Origin of the sequence: Bacillus sp. S10(2024), from assembly GCF_050473865.1 — a bacterium.
GTDB lineage: Bacteria > Bacillota > Bacilli > Bacillales > Bacillaceae_G > Bacillus_A.
Genome location: NZ_JBFLUR010000002.1, coordinates 2820001 through 2832739 on the forward strand (window position 1 = coordinate 2820001; position 12739 = coordinate 2832739).

10 protein-coding genes and 1 rRNA gene (1 of these 11 cut by a window edge) are annotated in these 12739 nt (G+C 36.1%); 4 read left to right on the forward strand and 7 right to left on the reverse strand.

Features of this window, described 5'->3' with window-relative positions:
* Nucleotides 1-696, reverse strand: a 16S ribosomal RNA gene (locus tag AB1280_RS14485); it reaches 855 nt to the left of the window's first position.
* Nucleotides 697-1099: 403 nt separating this feature from the next.
* Here AB1280_RS14485 and AB1280_RS14490 point away from each other — a divergent pair.
* Nucleotides 1100-4144: an efflux RND transporter permease subunit gene (locus AB1280_RS14490; RefSeq protein WP_272191623.1), complete on the forward strand. Its 3045-nt coding sequence runs from the start codon at nt 1100-1102 to the stop codon at nt 4142-4144.
* A 259-nt stretch (nt 4145-4403) separates the two neighbouring features.
* On the opposite strand, the gene pstA is transcribed toward AB1280_RS14490, so the two are convergent.
* The 3 genes from pstA to AB1280_RS14505 form a co-directional block, all read right to left on the reverse strand.
* Nucleotides 4404-5321, reverse strand: a complete 918-nt coding sequence (gene pstA / locus AB1280_RS14495; protein ID WP_272191621.1) for a phosphate ABC transporter permease PstA — start codon at nt 5319-5321, stop codon at nt 4404-4406.
* Nucleotides 5322-5323: 2 nt separating this feature from the next.
* Entirely contained in the window at nt 5324-6214 is an 891-nt protein-coding gene (pstC, locus tag AB1280_RS14500) for a phosphate ABC transporter permease subunit PstC (RefSeq protein WP_429756247.1), read from the reverse strand.
* A 222-nt stretch (nt 6215-6436) separates the two neighbouring features.
* A complete protein-coding gene (locus AB1280_RS14505; RefSeq protein WP_272191618.1) occupies nt 6437-7330 on the reverse strand; it encodes a phosphate ABC transporter substrate-binding protein PstS family protein in 894 nt (297 codons plus the stop codon).
* 586 nt (nt 7331-7916) lie between these two features.
* Here AB1280_RS14505 and AB1280_RS14510 point away from each other — a divergent pair.
* The 3 genes from AB1280_RS14510 to AB1280_RS14520 are packed head-to-tail and all read left to right on the forward strand — an operon-like array spanning nt 7917 to nt 10271.
* Entirely contained in the window at nt 7917-8174 is a 258-nt protein-coding gene (locus AB1280_RS14510) for a FeoA family protein (protein WP_272191616.1), read from the forward strand.
* Nucleotides 8171-8893: a FeoB small GTPase domain-containing protein gene (locus AB1280_RS14515; RefSeq protein ID WP_429756248.1), complete on the forward strand. Its 723-nt coding sequence runs from the start codon at nt 8171-8173 to the stop codon at nt 8891-8893. Before AB1280_RS14510 ends, AB1280_RS14515 begins: the two co-directional genes overlap by 4 nt.
* Entirely contained in the window at nt 8871-10271 is a 1401-nt protein-coding gene (locus AB1280_RS14520; protein ID WP_272191613.1) for a nucleoside recognition domain-containing protein, read from the forward strand. Before AB1280_RS14515 ends, AB1280_RS14520 begins: the two co-directional genes overlap by 23 nt.
* Nucleotides 10272-10289: 18 nt before the next feature.
* On the opposite strand, the gene AB1280_RS14525 is transcribed toward AB1280_RS14520, so the two are convergent.
* From AB1280_RS14525 to AB1280_RS14535, 3 genes are read right to left on the reverse strand one after another with little or no spacing between them, the layout of a single operon-like run.
* Nucleotides 10290-10430 (reverse strand): hypothetical protein, encoded by a 141-nt coding sequence (locus AB1280_RS14525; protein WP_272191612.1) that lies wholly within the window; start codon nt 10428-10430, stop codon nt 10290-10292.
* 16 nt (nt 10431-10446) lie between these two features.
* Nucleotides 10447-11637 carry a Ger(x)C family spore germination protein gene (locus tag AB1280_RS14530; protein ID WP_272191611.1) on the reverse strand — a complete coding sequence of 397 codons (1191 nt, stop codon included), beginning with the start codon at nt 11635-11637 and terminating at the stop codon, nt 10447-10449.
* Nucleotides 11621-12739 (reverse strand): GerAB/ArcD/ProY family transporter, encoded by a 1119-nt coding sequence (locus AB1280_RS14535; RefSeq protein ID WP_429756249.1) that lies wholly within the window; start codon nt 12737-12739, stop codon nt 11621-11623. The genes AB1280_RS14530 and AB1280_RS14535 overlap by 17 nt, the downstream gene beginning before the upstream one ends.

Sequence of the window (12739 nt, forward strand, 5' to 3'; positions counted from 1 at the left end):
TACACATGGAATTCCACTTTCCTCTTCTGCACTCAAGTCTCCCAGTTTCCAATGACCCTCCACGGTTGAGCCGTGGGCTTTCACATCAGACTTAAGAAACCACCTGCGCGCGCTTTACGCCCAATAATTCCGGATAACGCTTGCCACCTACGTATTACCGCGGCTGCTGGCACGTAGTTAGCCGTGGCTTTCTGGTTAGGTACCGTCAAGGTGCCAGCTTATTCAACTAGCACTTGTTCTTCCCTAACAACAGAACTTTACGACCCGAAAGCCTTCATCGTTCACGCGGCGTTGCTCCGTCAGACTTTCGTCCATTGCGGAAGATTCCCTACTGCTGCCTCCCGTAGGAGTCTGGGCCGTGTCTCAGTCCCAGTGTGGCCGATCACCCTCTCAGGTCGGCTACGCATCGTCGCCTTGGTGAGCCGTTACCTCACCAACTAGCTAATGCGCCGCAGGTCCATCTATAAGTGACAGCCGAAGCCGCCTTTCAATTTCGCACCATGCGGTGCAAAATGTTATCCGGTATTAGCCCCGGTTTCCCGGAGTTATCCCAGTCTTATAGGCAGGTTACCTACGTGTTACTCACCCGTCCGCCGCTAACTTCTTAAGAGCAAGCTCTTAATCGGTTCGCTCGACTTGCATGTATTAGGCACGCCGCCAGCGTTCATCCTGAGCCAGGATCAAACTCTCCAATAAAGTTTGTCTAGCATCATAAATAAAAATTGACGTTTCACGTTGTTTGTTTCGTTCAGTTTTCAAAGAACTTATCCGCCGCTCAATTGCGACTTCCTTATGTTAACATTACGGTTATTCGATGTCAACTAAGTTTTTTATTTCCTCGCTTTCTGCTTTAGTGCAGCAGCGACGTGTATTAATATATCATCTACATTTTATAAATACAAGCATTTTTTCAAAAAAATATAAAGTTTTTTTATGCTATCCATTCAATTCTTTTATAAACCTTTAATTAACCATATAAAGAATGCCCTACTTAAGATTTTTTTTAGGAAATTTTTACATGTTCTTAACTTTAATTCTCCGGCATTTGTTATATAGTAAAACAGTAAACCATCAAACCCTATCATGGAGGAATTCATTTATGGAAAGATTGACAAAGTTTTCATTAAAAAATAGGGCCGCTATTATCATCATGGTTTTTCTCATCTCTGTATTAGGTATTTATTCAGGCTCTAAATTACCGATGGAATTTTTACCAAGCATGGATCAACCCATTGTAACAATCACCACTTTATCTAATGGACTAGATGCCGAAACAATGACAAAAGAAGTAACAGAACCTCTTGAAAAGCAGTTTCGAAACCTTTCACATGTCGATACCATTACATCGTCAACAAGTGAAGGATTGTCAAAGATTGAAATTATGTATACCGCAAAGACAAATATGAAAGATGCGGCACGTGAAGTTGAAAAACTTACAAACGGCATAACACTTCCAAAAGACATCATGAAACCTGTGATCAGCCAACTAAACACTTCTATGATTCCACTCGCACAAATTACCGTTCAAAAGAAAAATGGCTTCACAAAAGCTGACGAGAAACAAATCGAAAAAGAAGTTATCCCACAACTTGAAAGTATCGATGGCGTTGCTAATGTTATGTTTTATGGGAAATCAACATCTGAATTATCTATTGTATTAGATCCCGTTAAAATGAAAGATAAAAACATCATAACATCACAAATCGTCACTGCCCTTCAAGGAAAAGAAGCTTCTATACCAGCTGGGCAAATATCTATAAATAATGAAAATCATCTCCTTCGTGTAATTGGAGAAATAAAAAGCGTTGATGATATACAAAATATTACGCTAACACCTGAGGTGAAGTTACGCGACATCGCCAAAGTTGAATTAAAACAACATCATGATGCTATTTCACACATTAATGGAGACGACGGTGCGGCACTCGTCATTACGAAAGAACCAAGCAAAAATGCTGTTACAATCGGAAAAGAAATCGAGAAAAAAGTTGATGATATAAATAAGCAATATAAAGATACTTTCACTATAAAAACACTTATGTCTACACACGAACAAGTCCAAAATGCTGTTACAAGCATGGGAAAAGAAGTTGTCCTTGGTGCGATTGCTGCTACATTTATCATTTTAATTTTCTTGCGTAACATTCGTACTACTTTAATTTCTATTGTCAGTATCCCATTATCGATATTCCTGACCCTCTTTTTACTTAATCAATCTAATATCACTTTAAATATTTTAACATTAGGTGGATTAGCAGTTGCTGTCGGACGTCTCGTCGATGATAGTATCGTTGTAATCGAAAACATTTTCCGTCGTTTACAAAAAGATTCTTTCTCAAAGGACGTCATTATTGACGCTACGAAAGAAGTTGCAATCGCAATTACATCTTCTACTTTAACAACTGTCGCTGTTTTTTTACCGATCGGTTTTGTAGCGGGTGGAATTGGTGAATTTATGTTACCTATGGTCTTGGCAGTTGTATATTCAATTCTCTCATCTTTATTAGTAGCCTTAACAGTTGTGCCACTCATGGCTTTTCTACTATTAAAGAACACAAGACATACGGAGCAAAAAGAAACGAAACGTTATACAGCCATTTTAAAATGGTCGTTATCACATAAATTTATCATTTTACTTACCGCTTTTTTATTATTTGTCGGTTCAATTGCAGCTTACATTCTACTCCCAAAAGCGAACATTAAATCTGATGATAACACCATGCTTTCTATCAACATGACATTCCCTGCTAATTACGATTTAGAGAAAGGAAAGCAGCAAGCTTTTGAATTTGAGAAAAAATTACTTGCAGATTCAAATGTAAAAGACGTTATATTACAAATGGGTTCCTCTTCAGAATCTGCCCAGTGGGGACAAACGACAAAAAACAATCTTGCAAATATATTTGTAGAGTTTAAAAAGGGAATTGATCTTGAAACGTACATTAATAAACTAAAAAAAGAACAGAATCAATTTCAACCAGCGACATTTGATTATATCAAAGTAAGCTTCTCAAACTTCGGCGGTGGAAATGCGTTACAATTTAACATCACCGCAAACAATAATAAAGATTTAAAACAAGCTTCCGATCTTGTTACTACAAAGTTAAAAAGCTTAAATAATCTTTCAAAAGTAAAAACGAATACAGAAGAAGAGAAAAAGGAATGGGTTATTAACGTCGATCAAACAAAAGCAGAAAAGGCAGGACTAAATTCTGAAGTCATCGGACAACAAGTTGCATTTTTAATGAAAAAATCACCAATTGGCCAAATCTCACTCGATAATGAAAAGACAACTGTTATGCTAGAACACAAAAAAGCAGAGAACCCTAATAAAGATGCGATTTTAAATGCAAATATTTTGTCACCAATCACAGGTTTAATAGCAGTAAAAGATGTGGCAACTATTTCTGAAAAACAAATACAAACCGAAATATTCCACAAGGACGGAAAAGAAACAATTCAAGTTACAGCAGAAGCGAAAGGTGAAGACTTAAGTAAAGTAGGCGCAGAAGTAAACGCAGCTATTGCAGATTTGAAATTACCTGATGGAGCGAAAGTTAACATTGCCGGGGCAACAGAATCGATGCAAGAAAATTTCACTGATTTATTTAAGATTATGGGAATCGCGATTGGGATTGTTTACTTAATTATGGTCATTACTTTTGGGCAAGCGCGCGCACCATTCGCCATTTTATTCTCTCTCCCATTAGCAGCTGTCGGTGGAATTTTAGGTTTAATTGTTTCGCAAACACCTGTCGATTTAAACTCTCTGATCGGTGCTTTAATGCTAATCGGGATTGTTGTAACGAATGCCATCGTCTTAATAGAACGCGTCCAACAAAATCGCGAAAAAGGAATGCCAACAAGAGAAGCACTATTAGAAGCTGGTTCCGTACGATTGCGCCCAATTATTATGACAGCAATTACAACTATCTTCGCAATGCTTCCTCTATTATTCGGTGACACACAAGCTGGTAGCATGGTATCCAAAAGCTTAGCTGTTGTCGTCATTGGCGGTTTATTAGTTTCTACATTACTAACACTAGTTGTCGTACCCGTTATGTACGAATTACTAGATAAAATCGGTAGTAGAAAGAACCGTAAAAACCAACATGAATCTTATACAAATGTTCCTAAATCTTAAAAAGAAAAAAGCCGTATTCAGACTTCTGAATACGGCTTTTCTTTTGACAAAACCAGAGTATTTCCTCAAACTTTCAGGACACTCTATTTATTTTATCCCGCTATTTGCGGGCAGTAATACTCCCACCTCAAACTAGCTTGCTTTCTCCCTTTGGTTTAAACCTTGCACATGGCAGAAAAAGAACCTGACCACTTCTACACATGGCCAGGTCCTCTCGTACACCTAAAAGAAAAGGATTTTTGAGGTCTGTATATAAGAGTTATGCTGCTTTTACTTTGCTACTTTTACGTGATTTTTTCGTACCAGTAAAACGCTTATGGAGTACAGATGCGGTAAAACGAGCAATAATATTGAATAGTAATACCATAATAATTAATACCGCTGCTGATTTTGTTGCAATTAGTTTCGCGTCAGGGATAATTCCCTCAGAATTTAACTTCCAAATATGGACTGCTAATGTTTCTGCTGGTCGAAATGGATTTAATGGATGTGAAGGGCTTGAAAAGTCTGCTGCCGAGTTTAAAATTGGTGACGTTAATCCAGCTGTGTAAATGAGTGCCGCCGCTTCACCAAAAATACGTCCAGCCGCTAAAATTACACCTGTAATAATTTGCGGCAATGCAGATGGAAGCATAATTCTTACAATTGTTTGCCACTTTGTTGCACCTAACCCGAGACTTGCTTCTTTCACATTCGGTGGAATTTCTGTCATTGCATTTTCACAAACGCGTGTTAAACCTGGTAAATTTAAAATCGTTAAGGCTAAAGCTCCGCCCATGACAGTATATCCCCAACCTGCCGTTGTAACGAACACAAGAAGTCCAAATAAACCAACTACAATAGAAGGTAAGGAAGCCATTGTTTCAATACATAAGCGAACAAAATTTAAAAAACGACCTTGTTTTGCATATTCCGCCAAGTAAATTCCTGCACCGAGGCCTAAAGGAATCGAAATAATCAATGTAATAACAAGCATATAAAAGGAGTTAAATAATTGAGGCCCAATCCCTCCTCCTGCTCTTGTATTACTCGGTTCTCCAAATAAAAAACTTGGATCCCAAAATCCCCAACCTTTTTGTAAAATTTCATATACAAGAAAAACAAGTAGAGTAACTATAAAGAAGGCAATTGCATACAAAATACCTGTCCATATATTATTAACTGTTCTAGCATTCATCGTTATCTTTCACCTCTTTGGCCAATCGCTCGAATTATTACAATAAACAAGAACGAAATTAAAAGTAGTATCATCGCTAACGTCCATAGCGCATTATTCCAAGCTGTTCCATTTAACGTATTTGTCATATCCATTGTCAAAATACCCGTTAAAGTTGAAGTTGGACTATATATTCCTTCTGGTAATTTTATTGTATTTCCTATTACCATCTGTACTGCTAATGCTTCCCCGAAAGCTCGAGCTACTCCAAGAACAACCCCTGTTAAAATACCTTTTTTGGCAGCCGGAACAATAATACGACTAATCGCTTGCCATTTCGTCGATCCTAAACCATAAGAGGCTTCTAAATACTCAAAAGGAACCGAACGAATTGCATCAGAAGCAATACTTGCAATCGTTGGCAAAATCATAATACTTAATACAATAATACCGGCAATTAAACTAAATCCTACACCACCAAATGAATCTCGTAAAATCGGAATTAAAATTGTGACACCTAGTAAACCATATACAACAGATGGAATCCCTACCAACAATTCTAAAACTGGTTTTAACACCTTATTTCCAAACTTTGGAGAAATTAAATTCATAAACACTGCAAGTGCAATTGCAATTGGTGCACTAATGATTACTGCCCCAAGAGACACTAGCGTAGACCCAACTATGAAAATAACAGCTCCAAAGCTTCCATTCCCTTCATTCGGAGCCCATTTTGTTGATGTAAACACTTCGGAAATCGAGATATTACTTTGTGTAAATGATTGAATTCCTTTTGCACAAATAAATGCGATAATAGCTAGTGTAATAGCAACAATTAATAAACCACAAAGCGTTACAAGTGTTCTTCCAATATATTCACTTTTTACATAGTTAATTTGTTTTTTCCCCTTCATCACAAGACCACAACCTCACTTCATATATTGAAATGAACAGGACTGGCTAAACAGCCAGCCCCGCTTTCTCTCTCTATTCACGAGCAGTAATACTCCCTGCCGCTTCCGCATTTCTTAAGAAGTTAGGCGGGAGATAAACTGCTGGCATGTGCCCGATTGATTCAACTAATAATCAGTGGGGGATAAAGAACCCCCCACTGATTAAAGTTTCACTTTATATTATTACTTTAATTTAGACATCGGGATGTAACCCATCTCTTCTACTTTCTTTTCAAAGTCTTTACCTTTTACATAATCAATATAGCCTTTTGTTGCATCTTTTGCTTCACCTTTTGTAATCATGTATTCATAAGACCAGAACGGATATTTACCAGCAGAAATATTTTCAGTTTTTGGTTCTACACCATCAATTTTTAATGTTTTTAACGAGCCTTTTTTGTCACCAGTCATGTAAGACATAGCTAAGTAGCTAACAGACCCTGGTGTAGAGTTAATTGCTTGTTCTACTGCACCATTTGAATCTTGTGTCGTACCTGTAGAATCGTTAATTTTCACGTCTTTCATAACTGTTTTTTCAAATGTAGCACGTGTACCAGAAGCTGCTGGACGGTTAACTATATTGATTTTTTCATCTTTTCCGCCAACCTCTTTCCAGTTTGTAACTTTACCAGAGAAAATATCTTGCACTTGTTTTAATGTTAAGTTATCAACATTTACATTTTTATTTACTACTAACGCAAATGCGATACCTGCAACTTTGTTATCTACTAATTCTTTCGCTTTATCTGCTTCTTTTATTTTATCCGCAGCAGGAACATCAGAATTACCAACTTGAACCGCACCGGAAGCTACTTGGTTAATTCCAGTTCCACTACCGCCACCTTGAACTGTAATTGATACTTTTGAATTTTTGTCCATAAATTCTTTAGCTGCCTCATCTGCAAGTGGTTGAAGTGCTGTAGATCCAGCCGCTGTAATTGTACCCGTTAATTCTTGCTTCGCTTCATTACCACCTTTAGCAGTTTCCTTTGTGCTTTCTGATTTTCCGCACCCTACTAAAGCACCAGCAACTACTAATGCCGCTAAAGAAAATTTCAAGCCTTTTTTCATAACCATGTCCTGTACCCCCATTTAATTATCACTTTTCATTTCCACGTTATTATGTGCAATAATCTGTAATACAAATTCATTGTAAGGCACTAATATTATGTCAGTGTTAAGCGTTCTTTAATTTTAAGTAAAGACAGTATATCCTTAGAAAAATCTATATATATTCATTGTTTTTCTACATAAAAAAGTAAAAAACCTTAAGAAACCGCACTCATTGTAAATTTAATTTTAATAATGTAAATTGAACGTAAATTTTAATTTATGCTTCTACAAACTTCTAAAAATTATTTTTACAAAAGTTCTACGTTTCTCTTGTTAAATCATCTAAAACTTCAGCACGCGATGGAATATCCACTTTAGAGTTTCCACATATCAATCGTTTTTTCAACTTGTATATATCACCCTCTTCCAATTCGAGATTTTACTGCCCACAAATAACAGGATACATTGGAACAATTAGAGAAATGATTGAATATTTTTAAAGTAACAATTGACAACAGCATTCACTATCATCTAGTATAATATTAATAAAAAGTTTCCTTAGGGAAACTTTTTGAACTAGCACTAAAAAAATAGAGGTGAGGGAACTCTTATGACATCGGTTAAAACTCAACCACTTTCTACTTTTAAAACAGGTCAGCTCGTACAAATTGAAAAAATTAAATTAGAAGGCACTATGAAACGTCGTTTACTAGATTTAGGGTTCATTCCAGGTGCAACAATTAAAGTGTTACAAAAGAGTCCGCTTGGCGATCCCATTGCATATCAAGTAAGCAATACAACAATCGCGCTTCGAAATGAAGAAAGTTCTCTCATACTAGGAAACTTAATTGGAGATGATGCACAATGAAGAAACATCGCATCGCATTAGCTGGGAATCCAAATACAGGGAAAAGTACATTATTTAATACGTTAACCGGATTAAAACAGCATACCGGAAACTGGACAGGAAAAACGGTATTAAAAGCTGAAGGCGAATATGAACATCATGGAAACCTCTATACTGTAATCGATTTGCCAGGAACATATTCCTTATACTCAAATTCTGCCGATGAAGAAGTAGCACGTGACTATATCATTTTCGAAAAGCCAGAGGTAACAGTTGTTGTTGTTGATGCCACCGCAATGGAGAGAAATTTGAACTTAGCCTTGCAAGTAATGGAAATGACAAAAGAAGTGATTATATGTGTGAATTTAATTGATGAAGCAGAAAAGAAAGGCATTATAATCGATGAGAAAAAGTTAGCAAAATCGCTTGGAGTTCCTGTTGTTAAAATTTCTGCACGTAATAAAGTCGGAATCGATCAAATGCTAAATACAATTGAAAAGGTAGTAAATCGAAAATTAATTCCTACTCCTTTTCAAGTTACTTATAACGCAAAAATAGAAAAGATGATTCAGGAACTTGAACCGCAAATATATAAAGTTTTTGGAGACGCTTATCCTACGCGTTGGATTGCACTTCGTATTTTAGATGAGGACATGAATTTCTTAGAATCTCTTCAAAAACATCATGAAGAACTGCTAGTAAGGGAGGTCTTAATTAATGAAATCTCATTCAACCAGTAAAGCTCTTCCATTAGACAATATCGTTCATCATGCTCGAACGCTTGTTAAAGAAGATATTCGTGATGATATTGTCGGTGATATTTACCGTGCGTCAGCTCATATTTGTAAAGATTCAATTCAATATACAGATAAAAATAAATTATATCGTTCAGAGAAGCTCGATAAAATCTTCACTTCTCCTATATTCGGCTTTCCTATTATGCTTGCTATTTTATCTGTCGTTTTTTATCTTACAATTGCAGGAGCTAACGTTCCTTCTGATATGATTGCTGAATTTTTCGGATGGGCAGAAGGTTATTTAACAACTTGGTTTCAAGCAATGAATGCCCCAAAATGGCTACATGGCGTTCTTATTCTCGGTTTATTCCGCGGAACAGGGGCTGTTATTAGTGTTATGTTACCACCAATGGCTATTTTTTTTCCAATGTTCGCTTTACTAGAAAACTACGGCTACTTACCGCGCGTTGCTTTTAACATGGACCGTCTCTTTAAACGCGCCGGCGCACATGGAAAACAATCATTAACGATGGCAATGGGTTTTGGATGTAATGCAGCTGCGATTATGTCAACGCGTATTATTGAATCACCACGTGAACGTATGCTCGCAATCTTAACAAATAACTTTGTTCCTTGTAATGGAAGGTGGCCAACACTTATTTTATTAGCATCTTTATTCATGGCCGCTGGATACACAGGGGGTACGCAAACACTTGTAACGTCCGGGGTTGTTGTCGGTATGGTTGTAATTGGTATTATCGTAACTTTAACTGTATCATGGGTACTCTCAAAAACAGCTTTAAAAGGTGTCCCAACCCACTACACACTAGAATTACCACCTTATAGAAAACCTAAAATTTTAGATACTATCGTACGTGCAACACTTGATAAATCCATATACGTTTTAAAACGTGCTGTTATCGTCGCAGCACCTGCAGCTATATTAACATGGATATTAGCAAATGTATTTATTGGAGACACCAGTCTTCTTATGTATATCGTGAACTTTTTAGATCCGTTTGCCAAATTACTCGGGCTTGACGGATATATTTTAGCAGCATTTATTCTCGGCTTACCAGCAAACGAAATTGTTGTTCCGATTTTATTAATGGCTTATTTATCAACAGGCTCATTAACAGAGTTAGAAGATTTAACACAAATTAAACAGTTGTTTCTCGATCATGGTTGGACGTGGCTAACTGCATTAAATATGATGCTGTTTTCTCTTCTTCATTTCCCGTGCGGAACAACGTTAGTGAATATATATAAAGAAACAAAAAGTGCAAAATGGACATTTCTTTCATTTGCAATTCCTACGGTAATCGCCATTGTCGTTACTTTCCTGTCAGCACAATTGGTAAACTGGTTCGGACTTTTGTAGAAAAAGAAACTCGACGTATCACTCGGGTTTCTTTTTCTGCTGTATTTGTTTTTGCCAAGGCTGCGCACCATATTCTTGCATTTTCTTATGAAGAAAATAAACTGTATAAGGAATTGTTGCCATTAAAACCGTACATATAACCCCTAGAGTTGTAAACATCACGCTACTCCTTACTTTACTCACTTCTGATTGGTAACACGGACCCCGAATGCTCAATACTTGGTTTTATACGAACAGTTATATTACTAGTGCTAAAGTAATTTTGACCTTGATCCCAATTTTTTTTCACTTTTATCCATTGTTTATAATTTTTACGCTTGTAATACTCCCCTACTCCTAATACATCCACTTTCAAATCCTTCTGAATAACTTTAACGGTTTTTTGTAGCTGTTTTTCCATTTCACTTGCAAGATATTTATTGATTTCTTCAGTACTCATTGCCTTACTCTCTTTCCCTAAATAAACTTCCGCTAATGTCCCGTTTAAATATACATCAATTATAAATTTAGGTTTTGTAGGATTCGTTAAGAATACGTGAATTTTCCGGCGCATCTCACGAATTTCAAATACAATAAGTTGATTTCCTCTTTGTATCTTATAAAATCCCCCTACTTTTTTCCCAATAATATAATTCAGACCTAATGTTTCCATTCCATTTAATCTACCTACAAGCTTTTTGTCTTTCCCTCGAAATACAGCTGCTCCCTCCATTTTAATCCCCTCATGCGTTAATGCTAAGACTGGAAGAACAAAACTTCTATTAGCAGACATTTTCTGTTGTAAATTACCAATTCGAATCGCCTCTAACATTTGGGCATTTTTCCAAGCATGATCTGATATCATACTTATATATTTAGCTGGTAAATTTTCTGGTTTTGCACTCTGTTTTAAAATTTCTTCTGCACTTCCTTTTGAAACAAAGATACGAATATTCCGTCGCATCTCATGATCACGAAAAAATACATCCAATACATCTTCTAAAACGAATGGTTTTTTTAATAACTCCTCCGAAAGAATAATGACTTCTATATGAGGAAAAAATAAAGAACGACTTATTTTTTTTGAGATAATACGAATTTGAGCAAATACACTATCAGCCGTCGCATTAATATTAATGTAATTCTTTCCACTTGTAGCTTTACTTCCTTGCTGTGTTAAAGAGCTTGGCAACACCATTTGATACGTCCCTTTTATAAGAGGTGAGCGGGTAGTAGTTGTCGTTTCACTTTTCTCCCCCTGATGAATCGCTTTATCCAGCGCTACTCCCACAACAAACCCTCTTTCTTCAATTTCTTGTCGTTCAGAACAACCACTTATAAATAAGATAAAAAACATGCATACCATTATGCTAAGAAGATGTTTCATTTTGATTGCCCCTTCCTTTTATCTTATAGACAACAAAAATAAGAAGTGGGACAAATACCATAATAGACATATCAGCCCAAGCTAAATATGTACCGTATTTACTAATTACCTCTAAATTTCCTGGAATTATATTTACAACATAAATAATAGGCACACTAATAAAAATAAATGTGTGTTTCTTTATTGCTGGAAACATCGCGCAAAATAATAAAATGGCCACATCATAATACAATGCTGTTGTATTAAATACAGTAATAATCCATGTTATAAAAAAGATTGCATCAAGTCTCTCTAAAAAACCTCCCCCTATTTCAATTTCTTTCCCTAATTCAATAGTTGGATACGTTAAAGTGCTAGTTGTTATATATGTGAAAACAGTTATACAAGTCATATAAATTAAAATATAAGAAAACACAGTAATCATAACACTCTTCGCTGCTACCATAGGGGCTTTTTTTGTTGATTTTAGTAAAACAGCATAAAAAAAAGCGACTTCAAATCCAATAAATGTAAATACAGATTCTTTAATTCCTTTCATATATTTACTAACATCAGTCTGAAAAAATGGTGATAAATTTGTAAATTCCATTAAATTAACGTTTAACAGTGATAACAAAATAATGGCAATAAAAACAATTGGTAGAAATAGAACATTCAACCTCAATAATCCTACTCTAGATCCACAAACACCATACACGATAACAAGCAGATAAAAGAAAGATAACAGCTGAATAGGTGTATCACTAAATAAATATGTTTGAGAAATAATCGAAATTGTCCGCGCTTCATAAGCTGTAATTCCAGTAAAAATTAGTATTAACATAAAACTAAAAATATAAGTAATGGGCTTGGTTAAATATAAGCTCGCATATTGAACAAAATTTTGTTTCGGAAATAAAATAGCGACTTTCATCATCAGCCATGCAAAGCATGCACATATCAATCCACCTACAAGTAAAATAACCCATCCATCTGCAAAAAGCGCATGAGTCGCCATAACACGCGGCATAGAAAGTGCACCCGTCCCAATAATAGTAGAAGATACAGCAAAACCAAGTTCACGAGTCCCAATTTCTTCATCTCCATACTCAAATGGCTTCAC